The sequence below is a fragment of the Duganella hordei genome (assembly GCF_040369125.1).
Taxonomy (GTDB): domain Bacteria; phylum Pseudomonadota; class Gammaproteobacteria; order Burkholderiales; family Burkholderiaceae_D; genus Rugamonas; species Rugamonas hordei.
Genome location: NZ_BPWI01000002.1, coordinates 229,665 through 251,315, shown reverse-complemented (window position 1 = coordinate 251,315; position 21,651 = coordinate 229,665). Strand labels below are relative to the sequence as shown.

The following is a 21,651-nucleotide window of genomic DNA, read 5'->3' as shown; positions in this document are numbered from 1 at the left end:
TGATTTTAGTATGACAGCTAAAAATTAATTTGGCTAGTCCACATTGCATATTTGGTCTGACCACCTTAGAATGGCCTGACCAGATGGCAAGACAATGCCACTAACGAGATGAGACAAATGTTGAAAAAATCTTCCGCTCCAGCCGACGGCAACACCCACGAACCGCGCTTGTACCGCGTGGTGGCCGACCGCATCCAGGAGCTGATCCAGAACGAAAACATCGCCGCCGGCGAACGCCTGCCGTCCGAGCGCGATCTGGCCGCCAAGCTCAGCGTCAGCCGCGCCTCGCTGCGCGAAGCGCTGATCGCGCTGGAACTGGGCGGCGTGATCGAAGTGCGCGGCGGCTCCGGCGTCTATGTCAGCGACGTGCCCGAGCCGGTCGCCGCCGACCTGCCGGAAGCGGGCGCCGGGCCGTTTGAAGTGCTGTCCGCGCGCCGCCTGATCGAATCCGAAATCGCCGCCATCGCCGCGCGCGTCGCCACCGACAGCGCCATCGACGCCATCCTCAAGGCGGTGGTCGAGATGGAACAGAACCACGCCAACTATTCAAGCAACGAGCAGGCCGACCGCAACTTCCACATCGCCATCGCGCGCGCCACCGGCAACAGCGCGCTGGTCGGGTCGCTGAACTACCTGTGGGACCAGCGCGGCCGCCTGTGGCACAAGCTCAAGGAACACTTCCAGACCGAGGAGCTGCGCCAGGAGACACTGAAGGATCACCGCCGCATCCTGGAGGCCATTGCCGCCCACGATCCGGCCGCGGCGCGCAAAGCCATGCGCGCACACCTCGAACGCGTGACCCGCACCTTCTCGCGCGGATGAAGCATCGGCAGTAGCCGCAGCAATAGCAGTAATAGCAGCAATACCGCAGGACCGGCCTCGATGCCGGTCCGCGAACAAAGTAATCAAGTTATCGACCGGTTTGCGACCTCGGCCTGCCATCGCGCAGCAGCCCTCGTCTCAACGGCACGGAGTACGCGAGGTGCTCCAATCACGTCCAGTGCACATTCAGCACGACGCATAACTTTATTCAAAAAACGAAGGAGACAAGCATGAACAAGTCCGATCACTCGGTCCAAAAACGTTCCGCCCAACCCCGGCTGCTGTTGTCGGCCATTACCGTGGCTGTGCTGACGCTGGCCAACCAGGCTGCCGCGCAGCAGTCCGGCGAGGCGATGACCCGCGTCGAGGTGACCGGTTCGAGCATCAAGCGCCTGGCGACCGAGGCATCGCTGCCGGTCAGCACCGTCAAGGCCGAAGACTTCATCAAACAAGGTATCACCACGCTGGCCGACGTCATGATGTCGCTGCCGCAATCGGCATCGCTGGCGCCGTCGAACGCCGGCTCCGGCACCAACATCAACCTGCGCGGCTTGGGCGTCAACCGCACGCTGGTGCTGCTGAACGGCCGCCGCATGGCCAACGAGGCGATCGCCGACGGCTATGCCAACCTGGACGTGATTCCAATGAGCGCCCTGTCCCGCGTTGAGATCCTGCGCGACGGTGCTTCGTCGATCTACGGTTCCGACGCGATCGGCGGCGTGGTCAACTTCATCACCAAGACTTCGTACGAAGGCCTGTCGTTGACCGGCCAGGAAGTGCAGCCTGAAAAGAACGGCGGCGGCGACGAGCAGCGCGCCAGCATCACCTGGGGCAAGGGCAACCTGGAACGCGACGGCTGGAGCGTCTACGGCACCATCGACGCCCACCAGCGCACCCGCCTGGCCGCCAGGGACCGCGCCGACCTGAGCTCCGCCGCCCTGCTGACCAGCATCGGCCGTCCGCCTACGCTGGGCACCGGCGGCAACGCGACGCCTGCAAACTTCACCACCTCCACCAACAAGACCGCGCAGAACCCGTACGCCGCAAGCGGCTGCCTGGCTCCCTATTCGATCGTCGGCCAGAAGGGCACCTGCGTCCTTGATGCCAACGAATACGGCACCGCGCTGTACGCCAACCAGCAAGTGACGTTCTACGCCCGCGCCGCCAAGAAGCTGAGTGAAGACCACGTCGTCACCGTCGACTACTCGCGCGGCGAGGAATTCATCCTCGGCACCAAGAACCCGACCAATGCGCTGGCCGTCAGCGGCGTCAGCGCCACGCTGCCATCGACCAGCAAATGGTATCCGGGCAAAGCCGGCGGCGTGCCTGCCGTGGCTGGCCTGAACAACGCACCGCTAATCCTGACCTGGGCCGTGGCCGACCTCGGCCTGGCCACCACCAAGGACGTCCAGCTGAACCAGCGCTTCTCGGTCAGCGACGAGGGCACGCTGGCGGGCTGGGACTACAAGGCCGGCCTGGTGGTCGGCATCTCGAACCGCGACAACTACTACTACTCCGGCTACGTCAAGGGCCAGGGCCTGCTGGACGGCCTGAAGAGCGGCGCCCTGAATCCGTTCGGCCTGCAGGACGCAGACGGCAAGGCCTACCTGGACACCATCAAGGTGGACGGCGCCAAGAACCGCACCTCGAAGAGCACCTTTACCGGCGTCGACCTGACCGCCAGCCGCTCGCTGATGGAACTGGAAGGCGGCTCGCTGGCGCTGGCGCTGGGTGCAGACTTCCACCGCGACACCACCGAAGACACCAAGCTGCCGATCAGCGGCGAAGTCACCTACGCCAGCGCCGTGCCGTCGCACGGTGAAGGCAATCGCAACGTGGCCGCGCTGTTCGCCGAGCTGAATGTGCCGATCACCAAAACGCTGGAGCTGAACGCCGCCGTGCGCGACGACCATTTCAGCGACTTCGGCAACACCATCAATCCCAAGGTCAGCTTCCGCTACGAACCGACCAAGCAGCTGATGTTCCGCGGTTCGGCCAACACCGGCTTCCGCGCACCGACGCTGTTCGACCGCTACGGCTACCGCCTGCCGGGCGCCACCGGCCTGACCGCCGCCAAGTGGGACGATCCGGTCCTGTGCCCGGGCGGCACCCCAGGAGTGGCCGGCACCGGCAAGGCGCTGCCGGGCTATGTCGCTTCGACAGTCTGCAACACCACGCTGCCCAAGCAGACCGGCTCCAACCCCGACCTGGTGCCGGAAAAATCGAAGGGTTTCACGCTGGGTACCGTGTTCGAGCCGACCAAGTCGTCGATGGTGTCGATCGACTACTGGAACATCAAGATGACCGACATGCTGGCGAACTTGCCGGAGCAGGTCTACTTCCTCGATCCGGTGAAGTATGCGTCGTACTTCGTGCGCAACGCCGACGGCACGATCAACTACATCAAGAACACCACGATGAACCTGGGCGGCCAGAAGGCGGCCGGTGTCGACGTCTCGGCTTCGTACGCATTCCCGCGCACCGACTATGGCGACTTCAAGGCATCGATCGACGGCACCTACCTGACCCAGTTCGACAATCAGCTGGACAAGGGCAGCCCGTACGTATCGAACGTCGGCCAGTTCGGCCTGGCCAGCAACGGCACCACCAGCAGCCTGCCTATCATCACCTTCCGCTGGAAGCACACGCTTAAGCTGAACTGGGCCAAGGGCAACTGGAACATGCAGATGACCCAGAACTACAACTCCAAGTACACCGACCAGAACCTGGTAGCGCAGCAGTACTGGCGCAACATCAACTCGTACAAGGTATGGAACTGGACCACGACTTACAACGGCTTCAAGAACATCCAGATCACCGGCGGCATCACCAATCTGTTCAACGTGAATCCTCCAGTGACCAACAGCAGCCTGTATAGCTTCGGTTACCTGAGCAGCGCCGCCAGCCCGATCGGCCGCGCCTACAACGTCCGCGCAACCTACACCTTCTATTGAGAGAGCAGATGCATAACGACGAACAGAAACGCGAAGGCCTCGGCCGCCGCCGCTTCCTGCAGGCCCTGTCGGCTGCGGGCCTGACCGGCGCCGCCGGCCCGGCGGCGATGGCGGCCACGGCGAAAGCATCCGATCCGTGGAAGGAGGCGCAGGCGATCATCGACCGAGTCAGCAAGCCGCTGAAGTTCCGCGACGAGGATTTCACCATCACCGCTTTCGGCGCGGCTCCCTGCCAGACCAAAGAGGTGACGGCATGGACTTCGTTCACCGAGTCGGACACGCTGCAAACCCCGGTCTCCGGCTCGCATGACTGCTACCCTGCCATCGCCGCGGCCATCGCCGCCTGCCACAAGGCCGGCGGCGGCCGCGTGGTGATCCCGGCCGGCAGCTGGTACTGCGCCGGCCCGGTGGTGCTGCTGTCGAACGTGAACGTGCACCTGAAGGCGGGTGCCCACGTCTATTTCAGCAACAACCCGGCCGACTACGCCAAGTACGGCGCCTACGACTGCGGCAAGAACGGCAAGCTGTCGATCACGCGCTGGGAGGGCAACGACTGCCTGAACTTCTCATCGATGATCTACGCCCACGGTCAGGACAACATAGCCCTGACCGGAGAAGATAACAGCGCCATCCTGGACGGCCAGGCCGGCGTCGCCTTCGACGGCGATCCGGATTGCTGGTGGTCGTACAAGGGCCGCGAGAAACCGAATTGGGCCGGCGACATCGCCGCCGGCGCCGGCAACTACGTCAAGCACACCAAGGGCAAGACCGAAGTGCACGTCAATCCGGCCAATCCGACCTCGCTGCGCGAAGTCGCGCCGCACCTGAGCGAAGCGGAAGCCCTGTTCATCCAGGGCCCGAACGACAAGTGGCGCACCGACTCCTACTATCTGCGTTCGCTGGCGGAAGCCCGGGTGCCGGTGGAGAAGCGCATCTTCGGCCTCGGTCACTACCTGCGTCCGCACATGGTGCAGTTCATCAGCTGCACCAACGTGCTGTTCGAAGGCTACCAGACCACCAACACGCCGTTCTGGCAGCACAACCCGGTCAACTGCCACAATATGCACGTGAAGAAGATCTATGCCAACAGCATGGGTCCGAACAGCGACGGCTTCGACCCGGAGTCGTGTACCAACGTGCTGATCGAGGACTGCCACTTCAACACCGGCGACGACTGCATCGCGATCGACTCGGGCAAGGGCCCGGACATCCAGTTCGGACCCGCCAAGAACATCGTGATCCAGAACTGCAAGATGCAGAGCGGCCACGGGGCTTTGACGCTGGGCAGCATCATGTCCGGCGGGATCGAGAACATCTACGCGCAGAACCTGGTGTTCGAGAACAGCAACTGGAAGACCGATCCGCTGAACATCGCGATCCGCCTGAAGACCAACATGAGCCGCGGCGGCTATCTGCGCAATATGCATGTGCGGAACGTGCACATCCCGAACGGTATCCGCACCACGCCGGCGTTCTACTCGTCGCTGCCAGGCTCGCTGATACCAAACAAGTCGGTGGCGACATCGGCGGGCGGCATCATCACCATCGATTGCGGCTACGATCCGATCAACGACAACGTGCGGATACGTCCGCCCAGTGTCAGCCATGTACGGATCTCGAACGTGACCTGTGCCAATGTCGAGACCAAGGATGGCAAGTTCTCCTGCTACCAGGCGATCGTGATCCTGGGGCCGGTGGCGTCGGACTACAACGGCCCGGGCAAGCCGGTGGTGCTGCCGGTGTCCGACATCGAAGTCAGCGACTGCGACCTGGGCACGCCAGTCAACGCCGACAAGCCGCTGTATCTCTATAACGTCAAGGGTCTGAAGCTGAAGAACGTCAAGATAGCCGGCAAGGCTGTCAACAAGAGTTTCTCCGCCTGAGTCCAGGCGCCGGACCGCGACGCGGCCGGCGCCTTTTTTTTATCCCGGATATCATCATGAACTTCCAGAGCCTCACCATTGCCGCCGCCCTGACACTGGCCGGCGCGGCCGGTCACGCCGCCGACATGCCTGCACCCGCGCCGGCCAAGCCGATCCGCGTGATCCTCGTCGGCGATTCGACGATGGCCAACACCAGCGGCTACGGCGACGCCTTCTGCGCCCGCATCAACCGCGCCAATACCTGCATCAACCTCGCCAAGGGCGGCCGCAGTTCCGGCAGCTTCCGCGCCGAAGGTCGATGGGACGAAGTCGAGGGCCTACTGCGCGGCGCCGCCGCTTATCGCGCCACCTATGTGCTGATCCAGTTCGGCCACAACGACCAGCCGGGAAAACCGGGCCGCTCGACCGACCTGAAAACAGAATTCCCCGCCAACATGACCCGCTACGTGCAGGAAGTGAAGGCGCTCGGCGGCGTGCCGGTACTGGTTACGCCGCTGACCCGCCGCAGCTTCACCAACAAGGTCCTGGAAAACAATCTGCTGCCATGGGTGGAAGTTATCCGCGCCACCGCCGCCGCGCAGCACGTCGCGCTGCTGGACCTGAACGCCGACAGCTACGTCGCCGTGCAAGCCATGGGCGAGGATGAAGCCGACACGCTGGCCATGGCGCCGCGCCCCGACAAGGCCACCGAAGCGTCGCTGGTGGCAGGCAAGGTGGAAGTCGCCGGCGCCGCCAAATCCGCCTTCGACCGCACGCACCTGGGCACCAAAGGCGCCGCCTACTTCTCGCGCATGGTGATGGAAGAGATGAAGCGTGCCTTGCCGGAAACGGCCGGCCAGTTCAAACCGGAAAGCGAGCAATGATGCGTGGCCTGCGCTTGGTAGCCACGGCCGCCACCCTGCTCACAGCGGTGGCCATGGCACCTGTGCGCGCGCAGGACACGCGCACCGTCGCGGAACCAGCCGCCCCGCCATCATGCGCAGTGCTGACTGCCACTACCGACACACCCGGCAAAGACGACACCGCCCGCATTCAATCTGCCATCGACAAATGTGCCATCGGTCAGGCCGTGCGGCTATCGGCCAACAACGAGAAACAGAATTTCGTCGCCGGCCCGCTGACGCTGCGCAGCGGCGTCAGCCTGCTGGTCGACGCCGGTGTGACGCTGTACGCCAGCACCAATCCAAAGCTGTTCGATCGCGGCGCAGGCACCTGCGGCACCGTCGACAAGCTGGGCAAAGGCTGCAAGCCCTTCATCACCGCCGAGCAGACCAAGGGCAGCGGCATCTTTGGCGCGGGCGTGATCGATGGCCAGGGCGGCCACGTGGTCGACGGCGGCGCGGAATCGTGGTGGCAGCTGGCTCGCCGCGCGCAGAAGGAAGACGCACGCCAGAACGTGCCGCGCCTGATCGAAGTCACCAGTTCGCAGGACTTCACGCTGCACAAGATCACGCTGCGCAATTCGCCCAACTTCCATGTCACGCTGAACAAGGTGGATGGCTTTACCGCCTGGGACATGCGCATCGACACGCCGGCCACCGCGCGCAACACCGACGGCATCGATCCTATCTCGTCGCGCAACATCACCATCGCCCACAGCCATATCCGGACAGGGGACGACAACGTCGCCATCAAGGCCGGCAACAACGGACCGACGGAGAACATCTCCATCCTGCACAACCACTTCTACAGCGGCCACGGCATGTCGATCGGCAGCGAGACGAATGGCGGCGTACGCCGCGTGCTGGTGGATGACCTGAGCATGGACGGCACCACCTCCGGCCTGCGCATCAAGAGCGACGTCTCGCGCGGCGGCGTGGTCGACCAGATCATCTATCGCAATGTCTGCCTGCGGGATGTCAAGGCTCCGATCGACATCAGCACCCGCTACAACCCGCGCGCGGAAGGCAACCAGGTTCCGGTCTATGGCAACATCGAGTTCGACCGCGTGCACGCCATCACGCCGGGCCGCATCATCATGCAAGGTTACGACGAACAGCATCCGCTGCAGGCGACGCTGCGTGACGTCGGCATCGCCGGCAAAGCCGACCGCAAGATCGAATTCGCCCGGCTGACCGGCGACGCGACGGCGACTTCGCAAGCTTTCTGCGATGGCCGTTTCCCCGTCTACCCTGTGCAGGCCAGCAATCGCCCACAGCTCAGCATCGAGCAAGCCAGGCAATTCTCTTACGCCGAAGCGCTGAAATACGTCGGCGCCGCCGGTAGTGAGACCACCGACCCGTGGGATCCGCTGTCCGATCCGCTGGCAAAAGGCGCGGCCCTCACGCCTGACTACATCGTCGACAAGTCTGCCGCCGCCGACGGCATCAAGCTGTTCAACACCGTACAGGAAGCCGTCAACCGCGCGCTCGCCGACAGCAAGGATCATCCTGCCAAACGCCTGTACATGCTGCTGAAGCCGGGAAGCTATCCGGAGCTGGTCTACATCCCGGCATCGGCGCCGCCGATCACCATGTACGGAGAAGGCAAGGACTCTGCCGTCACCAGGATCACCGCGAAGCTGGACGCCTCCAACACCGGCGCCGCCTATGCCGCCCAATACGGCGCGCAGTTCGCCAAGGCGCCCGCTGACGTGCAGGCGATGTACGCAAGCATCAAGGACCGCGCGCAGATCGGCACCTTCGGCACCGCCACTGTCTGGGTGCGGAACGACGGCTTCCAGGCGCGCAACCTGACTTTCGAAAACGGCTACAACAAGGACAGCGGCAATGCCCGCGCCGAGGAACTCCCCAACATCAACAACGTGCACCATCAAGCGCTCGCCCTGCAAGTGGACGGCGCCGACAAGGCGCAGTTCGAAAATGTCCGCCTGATCGGTTTCCAGGACACGCTGTACCTCAAATCACCGCAGACCGGCAGCACCTCGCGCAGCTTCTTCAATAGGTCCTACATCGAAGGCGACGTCGATTTCATCTTCGGCGACAGCACCGCCTACTTCCACCAGACCGAAATCAAATCGCTTGGCGACCGCGGCCTGTCCTACGCCGCCGCGCCGGATACCCACGTCAGGACGCGCTACGGCTTCGTCTTCGACAACTGCCGCTTCACGCACGACGGTTCCGCCAACGCCAAGGCCGGAACCTTCTATCTGCTGCGCCAGTGGTTCCACAGTTCCCGGTGCACGCCATACAGCAAGGTGCCTGTGGACGGCTACTCCTGCACATACGGCCCGGCCAATGGCTATCAGGCACCGAAGGGGACGATCGCCAAGGTCTCGCTGGAAGCAGTCGGCAAAATGGTTGTGCTCAATTCCCGCATCGGTTCGCACATCAATCGCACGCATCCCTGGTCCGACTGGAACAAGGAGGGCACGCTGGCCTTTCGTCCGGCCCAATACAACTCCGACGACCACTGGAACAATCTGATCAAGGCCGGCATCGATCCCGTCAAGGATCTCGGCTACACGAGCAAGCCCTCGCCAGCGGACATCTACCTCGGTGAATTCAACAATTCGGACGAATAAGGAAACCAGCATGACTATCAACACCCAGCGCCGCAACCTGATGAAGGCCTTGCCGGCCGCGGGCCTGCCGTTCGGCATCCCCGCCGTAGCCGCCACAGCGTCCGATCCATGGCTGCAGGCGCAAGCCATCATCGACCATGTCTCCCGGCCGATGAATTTCCGCAAGCAGGATTTCGTCATCACCGCATACGGCGCGCAGACCTGCAAGCTGTCCAAGGTCAAGGCCTGGATCTCGTTCGAAGAACAGGACACGGTGGATACGCCTGCCGCCGGTTCGCCGGATTGCTACCCGGCCTTCGCCGCCGCCATCAAGGCCTGCAGCGAAGCGGGCGGCGGCCGCGTGCTGGTCCCCTCCGGGAACTGGTACTGCGCCGGTCCCATCGTCATGCTGTCGAACGTGAACCTGCACCTGAGCGCGGGCGCGCAGATCTACTTCAGCAACAACCCGCTGGACTACGCCAAGTATGGCGACATCGATTGCGGCAAGAACGGCAAACTCTCGATCTCGCGCTGGCAGAGCAACGACTGCCTGAATTTCTCCTCGATGATCTACGCCTACGGCCAGGACAACATCGCGCTGACCGGCGACGACTGGACCAGCATCCTGAACGGCCAGGGCGGCGTGCCCTTCAACGAAGCCGGCGACTGCTGGTGGACCTGGAAAGGCAAGTTGAAGACCCTGAACGCCGTGGCGCAAGGCTCCACGCCGAACTACAAGGCCGGCAAAATGTCGGAGAACACCGAGAACCCGTTGAACGCCGCGTCGCTGTCCACCGTCGCGCCGCTGCTGACCGAGGCGGAACGCCTGCTGATACAAGGCGAAGGCCAGCGCTGGCGCGCGGACGGCCAGTATCTGCCGGCGCTGTCTGAAGCGGGCGTGCCGCTGTCCAGGCGTGTGTTCGGCATCGGCCACTACCTGCGTCCGCCGATGATCCAGCTGATCGGCTGCACCAACGTGCTGCTGCAGGGCTACCACGTCACGCACACGCCGTTCTGGCAGCACCACCCTGTCCACTGCCGCAACATCGTTATCCGAAAGGTCCATTGCGAAAGCCTTGGACCGAACAGCGACGGCTTCGACCCGGAAGCCTGCGACCACGTGCTGATCGACGGCTGCACCTTTGACACCGGCGACGACTGCATCGCCATCAAGGCCGGCAAGGATCTGGACACGCAATACGGTCCTTCGCAAAACATCGTGATCCAGAACTGCACCATGCAGAGCGGCCATGGCGCCGTTACGCTGGGCAGCGAGATGGCCGGCGGCATCCAGAACGTGTTTGCGCAGAAGCTGGTTTTCCAGAATATCAACTGGGCCACCAACCCGCTGAACACCGCCATTCGCTTGAAGACCAACATGAATCGCGGCGGCTACCTGCGCAATTTCTACGTGCGCGACATCTCGATTCCCAACGGCGTGCAGACCAGCCCTTCGTTCTATGCGTCGCTGCCAGGGTCGCCGATCCAGTCGAAGACCGTGGCCACGGCGGCCGGCGCCATCGTCACCTTCGATTGCGACTACACGCCGATCAGCGACAACGTCCGCACGCGGCCGCCGGTGGTAAGCAACGTGCATATCTCGAACGTCAAGGTGGGCAATGTGAAGACCAAGGATGGCAAGTCCGCGTCGTGCTATCAGGCGATAGTGATACTCGGCCCGGTGGCGTCCGACTACAACGGCCCGCAACCCACGCCCGCCGTTGTGCCGGTGACGGACGTGACCATCACCGATTGCGATTTCGGCACGCCTGTCAACACCGCGCAACCCTGGTTCCTGTACAACGTCAAGGGACTGACGCTGAAGAACGTCACCATCGGTGGCAAAGTGCACAACGCCACGTTGTCGGTGTAAACTGGCCCGAATTATTCCAAGAGGCCCGCCATGCGTCCATTGCTCATACTGTTGCTGTTGTCCGCCGCCGCCGTGCAGGCCGCGCCTGTCGAAGCTTTGAAGCCGATGGCTTTCCTGGCCGGGCATTGCTGGAAGGGTGATCTGATCGAAGGCAAGCAAAGCGACGAGCATTGCTTCCAGTGGATTTACGATGGCCAGGCGCTGCGCGACGTGCATACCGTGCGCACTCCGGGCAAGCCGGACTACGTGGGCGAGACGATCTACTACTACGATTCGCAGGCGAAGGAAGTGGCGTTCCTCTACATCGAAAACCTCGGCGGCTACAGCCGGGGCACGGTGGTGCCAACCGCCACCGGCTTCGAATTCCCCGCCACGCAATACGTCGGCGGCGGGCAAGCCCTGACCTACCGCGTCCGCTGGACGCTCAAAAACCCCGACGCTTACGAAGCCTTCAGCGAGATGAACATCAAGGATAAATGGGTCACCCAGTTCAAGGTCGTGCTGAAACGCCAATGACAGCGGCCATCCCTTCTTAGAACCATTGGGAAACTGGGGTGATCGGGAAATACGCTACTTGGGATATTGATATCGTGTTGCTCTGGCGAGGACATCATATCCCCGTCACGACACCTATTGCTTGCAACGTATTATCAGGCATGCGGCGCACCAAGCCAATTGAAGATCCATCGCCCTTCTGCTTCTCGTCATACGCAACCTTGAGGAGGGCAAAAGCGCGCAACATCGCTTCGCCCTTGCTGATTCCTCTGGCGCATGCGATCGTGTTGAGCGCATCGTCGATTTCCGGCGACATTTCCACTGTCATGCTTCTCATGATGCACCTCCATCGCAGCACATTTGATAAAAATTATACTGTGCTTTTTTTGCTCGCTTTGCTTGAGAAAAAACAAACGCGCGGGGTGGCAAGCTAGGGTGTAACTCGGAAATAATCGATATCGACATGGCCGCCGTTGACGGCGAACAGGCCCACTTGAGCGCCTACCCAGCGCCCCATTTTGGCGGTAAACGGCTGACCGATGACGGTATAGGTTTGCTCGTCGCGGCTGTATGAGAAGGTCGTGACACCGCCAGGGCGAACTTGCATGCGCAAACAGATTTGTGAAGAGGTCAGCTCAGCACTTGCCTCTTCCCGCTCGGCGCAGGAAGCCTCGATCTTATAGCAGCCGACCAGCGCCAGCCAATTCTTGCCGCCGTCGCTCCGGACGCCAAGCCAGGCATAATCGGAGCCGTACATGACAAGGCCAGTTTTACCTCCCTCGCCCATCTGGCTCACATCGAGCTTCGCCGTCACAGTGAACGACTCTGCCGGCAGCTTTTGCAGCAACAGCGATGGTGTGTCCCACAGATTCTGTTGGCTCGGCTGTCCATATAGCCGCAGGGCGCCGGCGCGGGCAGTCAGCGAATACCACTCCGGCTTCCAGTTGGCATTCCATTGCCATTGCAGACCAAGCGCCGGGCCGTCGAATTCGTCGCTCCTCGCCGGCGACGTCGCGGCATGGCCTGTGACCGGCTTGCGATACCGCGCCACCGGTTGGCCTTTGCCGCTGCCCGCCACGTCCTCGCCGATCACCGGCCAGCCGTCGCGCCATTGCATCGGCTGCAGATGCACCACGCGGCCGTATGCGCGCTTGTCCTGGAAATGGAAGAACCAATCCTCGCCTTGCGGCGTCCGCACCCACGCGCCTTGATGCGGACCGTTGACCGTCGAACTGCCTTGCGCCATGACGATGCGGGCCTCATACGGCCCTTCAATGGTGCGCGAACGGAACACCGACTGCCAGCCGAATTCCACGCCGCCCGCCGGTGCGAACACATAGTAGTAGCCGTCATGCTTGTACAGCTTGGGACCTTCAAGCGTGGTGTAGCCGGGGAGCTTGTTGGCGTCGATGACGGTCTTGCCCGCGTCGTCCAGCATGCTGCTGGCGTCAGGCGCCATGCGGCGCAAGGTCAGCAGGTTGTTAATGCCCGCTCGGCTTTTGGCCCATGCATGCAGCAGATACGCCTTGCCGTCGTCATCCCACAGCGGAGCCGGATCGATGATGCCCTTCCCTGCCAGCAGAAGACGCGGCGCGCTCCACGGACCGGCGAATTTGGTCGCGGTCATCACGTAGACGCCGAAATCGGGATCGGGATAGAAGATCCAGAACTTGCCGTCATGGTAGCGCAGGCACGGCGCCCACACTCCCTTGCCATGCTGCGGCGTGGCGAAGACGTCCAGCGGCACCTGCTGCGGCAAGGCGTGGCCGACCAGCGTCCAGTTCACCATGTCCGGCGATTGCAGCAGCGGCAGGCCGGGCGCGCTGTTGAAACTTGAGGAAGTCAGGTAGTACATGTCGCCGACGCGGATCACGTCGGGATCGGAATAGTCGGCATGGATGACCGGGTTTTGATAGCGGCCATCGCCAAGATCAGGCGACCATGGTGCGACCGGCACAGTACCGCATGCGGCCAGCAAAGCCACAAACAAAAAGGGCAGACACCGTTGCAGCATCTGCCCCCGCATTACGCAGCGAACGGCGTTTCCGCCACGCCTTTGACGCCAGGCCGCAGCAGCACGACCGAACCGCCCCACTCCGCATCTTCCGGCTTGCCGGAGACGATGGACGTGACCATCAGCGTATCGAAGTCCTTGCCGCCGAAGGCGCACATGGCGGGCTTCAGCATCGGTACCTCGACGCGGCGATCCAGCTTGCCGTCCGGCGTGAAGCGCAGCACGACGCCGCCGTCGTTACCGCAGATCCAATAGCAGCCGTCGCTGTCGATCGCGGCGCCGTCGGGACGGCCCACATAGGTCGACAGATCGGCAAACACCCGCTTGTGCGACGGCACGCCGTCGTCGATGTCGTAGTCGAACTCCCACACCATGCGGCGCGCCGGATGCGAATCCGACAGGTACATGGTGCGGCCGTCCGGCGAAAACGCCAAGCCGTTCTGGGTGATCAGTTCCGACACCACCGGCGCCGAAATGCCGCGCGCATCATAGCGATACAACTCGCCGACCGCGCGCGCGGCCGACATGTCCATGAACATGGTGCCGCTCCAGAAGCGGCCCTGGCGATCGCAGCGGCCGTCGTTGAAGCGCATGCCCGCGCCCAGGCCGGCCACCGGCGCCGCCAGCCTGGTCTGGACGGCGGCTTCCGCTTCGCCCAGCTCCAGGCTGAAGATGCCGGTCTCCATGCCCGCGATCAAACCGCCGTTCGACTTGGCAGCGACGCACGCGACCATCTCGGTGGTGGTCCAGAAGCGCGCCGCGCCGGTGGCGTCGTCCAGCCGCCACACGCGCTTGGCGGGAATATCGACCCAGTACCAGGCCGATTCCGCCGCGCTCCAGGTCGGGCTTTCGCCCACCGTGCAAGCAACGCCGCTTACGCGTTCCACGCCAGATCCCCGTTGACGACGCGCGGGATGTTTTGCGGGTTCTCGTCGGTCAGCGATTCAGGCAGCAGGTACGAAGGCACGTCCTGGTAGCAGACAGGGCGCAGGAAGCGGTCGATGGCCGAAGCGCCGACCGACGTCGAACGGCTGTCCGAGGTCGATGGGTACGGGCCGCCGTGCACCATCGCGTGCGACACTTCCACGCCGGTACCGAAACCGTTGAACAGGATGCGGCCGACTTTACGTTCCAGCACAGGCATCAGGCGCGCGGCCAGTTCGCGGTCGGCGGCAGTGGCGTGTACGGCTGCGGTCAGCTGGCCTTCGACGTGTTCGGCCACGGCCAGCATTTGCGCTTCATCGTCGCACACCACCAGCAGCGAGGTAGGTCCGAAGATCTCGCCTTCCAGCGCAGGATCGGTCAGGAAGGTGTGCGCGTCGACCTGGTACAGGAAGGCTTGCGCGCCGCATGGCAGCGCGTCGGAAGCCTGGCCGGCGGCGGCCTGCTTGACACCGCTGACGCCTGCCAGCGTTTGCACGCCGGTGACGTAGGCCTTGTGTATGCCCGGGGTCAGCATGGTGGCTGCGCCCTTTGCGCCCAAGGTGCCGGCGGCGGCGTCGACGAAGGCTTGCAGCTTGTCGCTTTTGAGGCCGATCAGCAGGCCCGGGTTGGTGCAGAACTGGCCGGCGCCCAGCGTCAGCGAATCGGCGAACGCCTGCGGCAGCTTGGCGTTGTCCAGCGCGCCCGGCAGCAGGAACACGGGATTGATCGAGCTCATTTCGGCGTACACAGGGATAGGCTCCTTGCGTGCGGCGGCGGTTTTCATCAGCGCCACGCCACCGTTGCGCGAACCGGTGAAGCCGACAGCCTTGATGGCCGGATGGCTGACCAGGTTCTGGCCGATGGTCTGGCCGGAGCCGATCAGCATCGAGAACACGCCTTCAGGCATATTGCACTCGGCGGCGGCCTTGGCCACGGCCTTGCCCACCAGTTCCGAGGTGCCCAGGTGAGCCGAGTGGGCTTTCACCACGACCGGGCAACCGGCGGCCAGCGCCGACGCGGTATCGCCGCCGGCCACCGAGAACGCCAGCGGGAAGTTCGATGCGCCGAACACGGCGACCGGACCCAGGCCGATCTTGCGCAGGCGCAGATCGCTGCGCGGTGGGGTGCGTTCCGGCAGCGCGCTGTCCAGCGTGGCCGACTGGAAGCGGCCGTCGCGCACGACTTTGGCGAACAAGCGCAGTTGATTGCAGGTGCGGCCGCGCTCACCTTCGAGGCGGGCTTGCGGCAGGCCGGTTTCCTGCATCGCGCGCTCGATCAGCGCAGGACCCAGGTCCATGATGCGGTCGGCGATGGTTTCCAGGAACTTGGCGCGCACTTCCAGGCTGGTGGCGCGGTATGCGTCGAAGGCAGCGTCGGCCAGTTCGCAGGCGCGCTGCAGGTCGGCGGCGCCGGCCAGGCCGAAGGCCGGCTCGATTTCCACATTGCGCGATGGGTCGATCGCCTTCATCGAACCCTCTTTACCCAGAACCGCGCTGCGGCCAATAATCATTTCGCCAGTAATTTGCATAACCACTCCTTAGATGTGTGAAAAGCGCGGACGAGCCGCGCTTGTTTTAAAGCTGAAAAACCTTTGCTGATTACTGAGCGCCCTGCTTGCGCATCAGCTTATGCAGCATGTCGCATTCTTCCGCGGTCAGATCGGTCAGCGGTGCGCGCACCGGACCCGCATCGTGGCCCGCCAGGCGCGCGCCGGCCTTGACGATGCTGACTGCGTAACCTGCCTTGCGGTTGCGGATCTCCAGGTAAGGGAGGAAGAATTCATCCAGCATGCGGTTTTGTTCGGCGTGATTATCCGAGGCCACCGCGTGATAGAAGTCCATCGCCAGCTTAGGCATGAAGTTAAACACCGCCGACGAGTATACCGGGGTTCCCAAAGCCTTGTAAGCGGCGGCATAAACTTCCGCGGTGGGCAGGCCGCCCAGGTAGCTGAAGCGGTCGCCCATCTTGCGCCAGATCGAGACCATCAGCTCGATATCGCCGACGCCGTCCTTGAAACCGATCAGGTTAGGGCAACGGTCGGCCAGCTTGGCCAGCGAGTCAGGCGTCAGGCGGCAGTTGGCGCGATTGTAGACCACCACGCCCAGCTTGGTCGCCTTGCAGACCTCGGCCACGTGTTCGATCAAGCCGTCCTGGCTTGCTTCGGTCAGGTAGTGCGGCAGCAGCAGCAGGCCCTGGGCACCAACGCGCTCGGCTTCCTTGGCGTAGGCGGCGGCCACGCGGGTCGGACCGCCGACACCGGCCAGGATAGGCACCTGGCCGGCGCAGGTGTCGACCGCGGTCTTGATGATGTCGGTGTATTCGTTGGCCGTCAGCGAGAAGAACTCACCCGTGCCGCCGGCGGCGAACAGCGCGCTGGCGCCGTACGGTGCCAGCCATTCCAGGCGCTCGATATAGGTCGACTTGCGGAAGTTGCCTTCTGCGTCGAAGTCGGTTACCGGGAACGACAGCAGGCCAGAGGACAGGATTTTTTTGAGTTCATTCGGTTGCATAAGGTCTCCAAGTATCGACGTCTGAGCTATGTGGATGGGAACTTCGGCGGCATACTCGCCACCTGTTGTATGACATCGTACAACCATATCCGTTTGTGAGCAAGCAATTTAGCAAAAACTGCCGAATCGCCCGCCAGTCGTTGCTTTTTTTTACGCCGGCTCGCCGGCGGCGATGCCCTCTTGCGCGCGGCGCAGGCGCTCGCGGCTGTTGCTCAAATGGGTGCGCATGGCGGCGCGGGCCGCCTCCGCATCCTTGCGCAGGATGGCGTTGTAGATATCGTCGTGCTCGCGGTTGACGCGCTCCAGGTACACGGCCGGGTCGTCATGCGCCAGCTGCGCCGAGTTGACGCGGGCGCGCGGGATGATGGCGTTGCCCAGGTCGCTGAGGATGTCGACGAAATAACGGTTGCCGGTGGCCTGCGCGATCAGCAGGTGGAAGGCCACGTCCGACTCGACCGATCCCGGACGGTTCTGCGAATTCTGGATGCGCCGCAATACCGCGCCCATTTCCTGCACCTGCTCTTCGCTGCGGCGGGTGGCCGCCAGCCAGGCCGCCTCGGTCTCCAGGCTGATGCGCAGTTCCAGGATCGCCAGCACGTCGCCGATGGTGCGGATGGTGTCGGACGAAATCCGCAGGTTGGCCGGCTGCGGCTCCAGCACGAAGGTGCCGATGCCGTGGCGGGTCTGCACCAGCCCGGCCGCCTGCAGGTGGGAGATCGCCTCGCGCACCACCGTGCGGCTGACGCCGTGCATCTCCATGATCACCGATTCGGTCGGCAGCTTTTCGCCCGGCTTCAGCGTGCCGGCCTGGATGCTGTTGGTGAAGGCCTCAACCACGCCCTGGGCGAGATTGCGGTGCTTCTTCTTCGGCACGAGGACGGTGGGAGCGGACATGGCGGCTGCGGTCTGGTTCATGGTTATTCACTGTTGTATGACGACTATAAGCATACACGCTTCCTGCGTGTCGCACGAAGCGCATATTGCCAGAGTTTTGACGAAAATTGTGCCTTAGACACTATTTTGACCACAATTAGTGGGTATGGACTAGTTCTACCGGCGCTCAGGCCAGCAGCGCGGCGCTCATCGATGCGGCCTCGTCGGCCGACTCGAGCACGATCTGCTGCAGCGCGGCGTTGTCGCTGAAGAAGCCGGCCAGGCTGGCGTGCTCCGTTGTCGGCGCCAACGGCGAGGCGACCGGCGCCAGCCGCTTGGCGATCAGCAGCGTGTCGCGCAGACCCAGCGGCGGCGGCGTCAGCGTGGCGCCGCGCAGCGACACGATGGCCTGGCTGACCGGATCGGGGATGGCCATCTTGCGCATCACCTCGCGACAGATGATTTCCTGCGCGGCGCCGGCCCAGTCGTCGGGATCGTCCAGCAAGCCCGGGATCTCGTCGGCGCGCGACAGCAGGTAAAAGCCCCCTGCCTCATGCACGATGCCGGCGAACATCGCGGTATCGGGATCGGTGTTGGTCAGCCTGCGGGCGATCACATGGGCCAGCGCGGCCACATGGGCCGAATGGCGCCACAGCTGCTCGGCCTGGGCGCGCAGCGCGGCGTCGCGGATGGGGCTGCCGAACTGGCGCACCACCATCGCCGCCGCCATCGTGTACAGGTTGCGGAAGCCGACCCGCTGCACCGCCGAGCGCACGCTGGTCACCGGCGCGCCGCCGCGGTTGAACACCACGGCATTGGCCAGCGCCACGGTGCGCGCCGCCAGCAGCGGTTCGCCCAGCACCTTGCGGATCACGTCTTCGGTTTCGCAATCGGGATCGGACACCGCCATCTGCAGCCGCAATGCGGCATTGACGCTGGTTGGAAAGACCAGTTCCCCGCGCGAAGCTTGGGCGACGATATCGGCATAGTCTCTTAGTTTTTCCATAGCAACATTATAGCGCCATATACCGCTAACCAGCGCTTCCCTTCGCAACATGGGCGCCGGCGGCCGGCGCCAGCCGCAAAGCGTCGGCCAGACCCAACAGGCTGACCAGCGCCACCAGCACGAAAGCGAGCCGGTAGTCGATGGCCGGCCAGTCGGCGATGCCAAACGCCTGCGCGCTCCAGTGGCCCAGCCGCACGCCGGTCGCCCCCAGCGCGATGCCCAGCCCCAGCGCGACCTGGAAGGCGGTGCTGAACAAGGTGTTGGCCGCCGCCATGCGCTGCTGCGGCACGTCGGCGAAGGCGATGGTGTTGAGGGCGCTGAACTGCATCGAGCGCGTCAGGCCGCCGGCGTACAGCACGGCGGCGATGATCCACACCGGCGTGGACGGCGTCAGCAAGGCGCACGCGGCCAGCGTGGCGACGTTGGCCAGGCCGTTCACCAGGATCACCGGCTTGAAGCCGAAGCGGCGCAGGATGGGCGTGGTGGCGGGCTTCATCATCAGGTTGCCGGCGAAGACGGCGATCACCAGCAGGCCGGAATGGAAGGCGTCCTGCCCGAAGCCCAGCTGGAACATCAGCGGCAGCAGGAACGGCACCGCGCCGATCGCCATGCGGAACAGCGAGCCGCCGACGATGGTGATGGCGAACGTGGGAATCGCGAACGAACCGAGGTCGATCAGCGGATGCGCGGCCCGGCGCAGATGCCAGCCCAGCGCGGCCAGCAGCGCGGCGCCGGCGGCGATGCAGGCGCCCGCCTCCAGCCAGTCCGGCCGCAGGCTGCCCGCCACCTCCGCGCCCCAGGTCAGCAGCAGCAGCGCGCTGGCGCTGAGCAGGAAGCCGGGCCAGTCGAACGGCCGCCGCGCCGCCGCGCGCTGGTCGGGCACCAGCCACCAGGCCAGCGCCAGCGCGATCACGCCCAGCGGCAGGTTCAGGTAAAAAATCCAGCGCCACGAGGCATAGCTGGTGATGAAGCCGCCCACCGGCGGGCCGAGCACCGGCGCCACCAGCGCCGGCCAGGTCAGCGTGGCGATGACGGCGATCAGGCGTTCCTTGGGCGTGTTGTTGAGCACCACGAGGCGGCCGACCGGCACCATCATCGCGCCGCCCGCGCCTTGCAGCACGCGCAGCCAGACGAATTCGCTCAGGCCGTCGGCCATGCCGCACAAAACGGAGGCCAGCGTGAAGATCGCCAGCGCGGCGGCAAACACGCGCCGCGCGCCGAAGCGTTCGGCCACCCAGCCGCTGATCGGGATGAACACGCCCAGCGTCAGCAGGTAGGCGCTGACGCCGATGTTCAGCGCCAGCGGCGCCACGCCGAATGTCCTGGCGATGTCCGGCACGGCCGTGGTGATCACGGTGCCGTCCAGGTTCTCCATAAAGAAGGCGCCGGCCACCAGCAAGGCTATCCATTTGCTGGCGGTCGGCGCCGGGGTGTTGCTAGTCATGTCCGGCCCTGGCTGCGTTCGCGTCGATGCGCTATTGTAGCGCCGGAGCGCACGACGTTGGCGGACAGCGGTCGGCCGGATGGCGATTACAGGTGTGCGGCGATCTGCGGCAGCAGCTCGTCGAAAGTGCGGCCCTTGCCGTTTTCGCCGATGGCGTGCATCTTCCATTCGCCGTTGTGGCGGTACAGCTTGGCCATGATCTGCGCCGAGTGCGGCCCCTGCACCGACAGGTTGAAGCGCGCCACTTCCTTGCCGTTGACCGCGTCGACCAGGCGGCAGTAGGCGTTCTCCACCTGCGCGAAAGTCTGGCCGGTGAAGCTGTTCACCGTGAACACCAGGCTCTTGATCGACGACGGCACGGCGCCCAGGTCGACGTTGATCTGTTCATCGTCGCCGTCGCCGGCGCCGGTGCGGTTGTCGCCCGTGTGCTGGATGCTGCCATCCTTGCTCTTCAACTGGCGGAACCAGATCACGTCGACCGGCGCGCCGGACTCGTTGAACATCACGCACGAGGCGTCCAGGTCGACCGCCTCGGTCTTGGCGCCGAAGCCCAGGAAGCCCTTGCTCTTGATGGCGTCCCAGCCGAGGCCCATCGTCACGCGGCCCAACGCGCCGCCGGCTTCCTTTTCCAGAGATATCTTCTGGCCCTTGCTTAAACTGACTGTCATGGTTGACTCCTATGTTGATTTACTGCGTGCCGCCGCGCTGCGCCCAGGCCTGGAACGCCGCGCCGTTGCGCGAGCAGATCAGGATTTTTCCTTGTCCGGAAAAGCGCAGCACCATGCCTTCGCCGCTGGTCTGGCTGTTGACCAGATTGCTCAGAAAGCCGCTGCTGCCGCCCGTGGTGACCGAGATTTCATAGCGCAGCGCGCTGTCCCATGCCACCACGTGCGAGTTATCGATGATCACGTCGCGCCCCGGCGTCACGTCCAGTTGCGACATCGAGCCGAAGCCCGACACCGCCACCTGGCCGACGCCGGCCGTCTCTGTGATGAAAAAGCCGCCGCTCTGCGCGAACAGCGCATTGCCCAGGCTTTGGGTACGCACCTTCAGCTCGACGCTGGAGGTGGCTGCGACGAAGGCGCCGTCGCTCAGCATGTACTGCTGCTGGCCGACGTCCAATATCTGCATCGCTCCGGGCAGGCGCGGCGCCAGCAGGCAATCGCCCTCGCCGCGCACCGCCTCGATATGCTGCTGGAAGAAGGACTCGCCGTTGGCGAAGCGGCGCATGATGGCCGCGCCGATGCCGCCGGTGACCTTGCCCTTCAAATCGAGCGCCGCTTCCATCATCACCATCGCATCGGACTCGCAGTAGATTTTTTCACCGTGAGCCAGCGAGACGTGCAGGAATGGGTCGATATCGCCGGTGATCGAAAACTTGGGCATGATT

At 64.0% G+C, this 21,651-nt stretch carries 17 protein-coding genes; 7 read left to right on the top strand and 10 right to left on the bottom strand.

Going from position 1 to position 21,651, the window contains the following annotated elements; translation table 11 throughout:
- Positions 1–117: 117 nt before the first annotated feature.
- The 7 genes from ABWW33_RS05375 to ABWW33_RS05345 all read left to right on the top strand — a co-directional run bounded on the left by ABWW33_RS05375 (position 118) and on the right by ABWW33_RS05345 (position 11,511).
- Positions 118–822 (top strand): FadR/GntR family transcriptional regulator, encoded by a 705-nt coding sequence (locus ABWW33_RS05375; RefSeq protein WP_176654665.1) that lies wholly within the window; start codon positions 118–120, stop codon positions 820–822.
- 230 nt (positions 823–1,052) lie between these two features.
- Positions 1,053–3,776, top strand: coding sequence for a TonB-dependent receptor plug domain-containing protein (locus tag ABWW33_RS05370; RefSeq protein ID WP_353399732.1), 2,724 nt, complete (start codon positions 1,053–1,055; stop codon positions 3,774–3,776).
- Positions 3,777–3,784: 8 nt separating this feature from the next.
- The gene (locus ABWW33_RS05365; protein WP_353399729.1) at positions 3,785–5,659 is read left to right on the top strand and encodes a glycoside hydrolase family 28 protein; all 1,875 of its coding nucleotides are present in this window, start codon (positions 3,785–3,787) and stop codon (positions 5,657–5,659) included.
- Positions 5,660–5,715: 56 nt separating this feature from the next.
- Entirely contained in the window at positions 5,716–6,522 is an 807-nt protein-coding gene (locus ABWW33_RS05360; RefSeq protein WP_353399726.1) for a rhamnogalacturonan acetylesterase, read from the top strand.
- The gene (locus ABWW33_RS05355; protein WP_353399723.1) at positions 6,519–9,143 is read left to right on the top strand and encodes a pectinesterase family protein; all 2,625 of its coding nucleotides are present in this window, start codon (positions 6,519–6,521) and stop codon (positions 9,141–9,143) included. Before ABWW33_RS05360 ends, ABWW33_RS05355 begins: the two co-directional genes overlap by 4 nt.
- A gap of 10 nt (positions 9,144–9,153) precedes the next feature.
- On the top strand, positions 9,154–10,995 hold the full coding sequence (locus ABWW33_RS05350) for a glycoside hydrolase family 28 protein (protein ID WP_353399720.1): 1,842 nt from the start codon (positions 9,154–9,156) through the stop codon (positions 10,993–10,995).
- A gap of 30 nt (positions 10,996–11,025) precedes the next feature.
- A complete protein-coding gene (locus tag ABWW33_RS05345) occupies positions 11,026–11,511 on the top strand; it encodes a hypothetical protein (protein ID WP_353399717.1) in 486 nt (161 codons plus the stop codon).
- A 94-nt stretch (positions 11,512–11,605) separates the two neighbouring features.
- On the opposite strand, the gene ABWW33_RS05340 is transcribed toward ABWW33_RS05345, so the two are convergent.
- From ABWW33_RS05340 to ABWW33_RS05295, 10 genes are all read right to left on the bottom strand, one after another.
- Positions 11,606–11,827, bottom strand: a complete 222-nt coding sequence (locus ABWW33_RS05340; RefSeq protein WP_353399714.1) for a hypothetical protein — start codon at positions 11,825–11,827, stop codon at positions 11,606–11,608.
- Between the two features lie 93 nt (positions 11,828–11,920).
- Complete coding sequence (locus ABWW33_RS05335; protein ID WP_353399711.1) at positions 11,921–13,447, bottom strand: glycoside hydrolase family 43 protein; 1,527 nt, start codon at positions 13,445–13,447, stop codon at positions 11,921–11,923.
- A gap of 68 nt (positions 13,448–13,515) precedes the next feature.
- Positions 13,516–14,391 carry an SMP-30/gluconolactonase/LRE family protein gene (locus ABWW33_RS05330; RefSeq protein WP_353399708.1) on the bottom strand — a complete coding sequence of 292 codons (876 nt, stop codon included), beginning with the start codon at positions 14,389–14,391 and terminating at the stop codon, positions 13,516–13,518.
- Positions 14,379–15,956 (bottom strand): aldehyde dehydrogenase (NADP(+)), encoded by a 1,578-nt coding sequence (locus ABWW33_RS05325; protein WP_176654674.1) that lies wholly within the window; start codon positions 15,954–15,956, stop codon positions 14,379–14,381. The genes ABWW33_RS05330 and ABWW33_RS05325 overlap by 13 nt, the downstream gene beginning before the upstream one ends.
- A gap of 70 nt (positions 15,957–16,026) precedes the next feature.
- Positions 16,027–16,938 (bottom strand): 5-dehydro-4-deoxyglucarate dehydratase, encoded by a 912-nt coding sequence (gene kdgD / locus ABWW33_RS05320; protein ID WP_353399705.1) that lies wholly within the window; start codon positions 16,936–16,938, stop codon positions 16,027–16,029.
- Positions 16,939–17,088: 150 nt separating this feature from the next.
- Positions 17,089–17,853: a FadR/GntR family transcriptional regulator gene (locus ABWW33_RS05315; RefSeq protein ID WP_176654676.1), complete on the bottom strand. Its 765-nt coding sequence runs from the start codon at positions 17,851–17,853 to the stop codon at positions 17,089–17,091.
- A 145-nt stretch (positions 17,854–17,998) separates the two neighbouring features.
- Complete coding sequence (locus tag ABWW33_RS05310) at positions 17,999–18,817, bottom strand: HDOD domain-containing protein (protein ID WP_353399702.1); 819 nt, start codon at positions 18,815–18,817, stop codon at positions 17,999–18,001.
- Between the two features lie 25 nt (positions 18,818–18,842).
- Positions 18,843–20,261 (bottom strand): MFS transporter, encoded by a 1,419-nt coding sequence (locus ABWW33_RS05305; RefSeq protein ID WP_353399700.1) that lies wholly within the window; start codon positions 20,259–20,261, stop codon positions 18,843–18,845.
- A gap of 86 nt (positions 20,262–20,347) precedes the next feature.
- On the bottom strand, positions 20,348–20,929 hold the full coding sequence (locus ABWW33_RS05300) for a TerD family protein (protein WP_176654679.1): 582 nt from the start codon (positions 20,927–20,929) through the stop codon (positions 20,348–20,350).
- A 19-nt stretch (positions 20,930–20,948) separates the two neighbouring features.
- Entirely contained in the window at positions 20,949–21,647 is a 699-nt protein-coding gene (locus ABWW33_RS05295; protein ID WP_176654680.1) for a TIGR00266 family protein, read from the bottom strand.
- Positions 21,648–21,651: the final 4 nt, after the last annotated feature.

What these genes read in the sequence shown, in the direction of transcription:
- ABWW33_RS05375 (WP_176654665.1), top strand. Translation starts at nt 118, where the DNA reads ATGTTGAAAAAATCTTCCGCTCCAGCCGACGGCAACACCCACGAACCG.
- ABWW33_RS05370 (WP_353399732.1), top strand. Translation starts at nt 1,053, where the DNA reads ATGAACAAGTCCGATCACTCGGTCCAAAAACGTTCCGCCCAACCCCGG.
- ABWW33_RS05365 (WP_353399729.1), top strand. Translation starts at nt 3,785, where the DNA reads ATGCATAACGACGAACAGAAACGCGAAGGCCTCGGCCGCCGCCGCTTC.
- ABWW33_RS05360 (WP_353399726.1), top strand. Translation starts at nt 5,716, where the DNA reads ATGAACTTCCAGAGCCTCACCATTGCCGCCGCCCTGACACTGGCCGGC.
- ABWW33_RS05355 (WP_353399723.1), top strand. Translation starts at nt 6,519, where the DNA reads ATGATGCGTGGCCTGCGCTTGGTAGCCACGGCCGCCACCCTGCTCACA.
- ABWW33_RS05350 (WP_353399720.1), top strand. Translation starts at nt 9,154, where the DNA reads ATGACTATCAACACCCAGCGCCGCAACCTGATGAAGGCCTTGCCGGCC.
- ABWW33_RS05345 (WP_353399717.1), top strand. Translation starts at nt 11,026, where the DNA reads ATGCGTCCATTGCTCATACTGTTGCTGTTGTCCGCCGCCGCCGTGCAG.
- ABWW33_RS05340 (WP_353399714.1), bottom strand. Translation starts at nt 11,827, where the DNA reads ATGAGAAGCATGACAGTGGAAATGTCGCCGGAAATCGACGATGCGCTC.
- ABWW33_RS05325 (WP_176654674.1), bottom strand. Translation starts at nt 15,956, where the DNA reads ATGCAAATTACTGGCGAAATGATTATTGGCCGCAGCGCGGTTCTGGGT.
- kdgD (WP_353399705.1), bottom strand. Translation starts at nt 16,938, where the DNA reads ATGCAACCGAATGAACTCAAAAAAATCCTGTCCTCTGGCCTGCTGTCG.
- ABWW33_RS05315 (WP_176654676.1), bottom strand. Translation starts at nt 17,853, where the DNA reads ATGAACCAGACCGCAGCCGCCATGTCCGCTCCCACCGTCCTCGTGCCG.
- ABWW33_RS05310 (WP_353399702.1), bottom strand. Translation starts at nt 18,817, where the DNA reads ATGGAAAAACTAAGAGACTATGCCGATATCGTCGCCCAAGCTTCGCGC.
- ABWW33_RS05305 (WP_353399700.1), bottom strand. Translation starts at nt 20,261, where the DNA reads ATGACTAGCAACACCCCGGCGCCGACCGCCAGCAAATGGATAGCCTTG.
- ABWW33_RS05300 (WP_176654679.1), bottom strand. Translation starts at nt 20,929, where the DNA reads ATGACAGTCAGTTTAAGCAAGGGCCAGAAGATATCTCTGGAAAAGGAA.
- ABWW33_RS05295 (WP_176654680.1), bottom strand. Translation starts at nt 21,647, where the DNA reads ATGCCCAAGTTTTCGATCACCGGCGATATCGACCCATTCCTGCACGTC.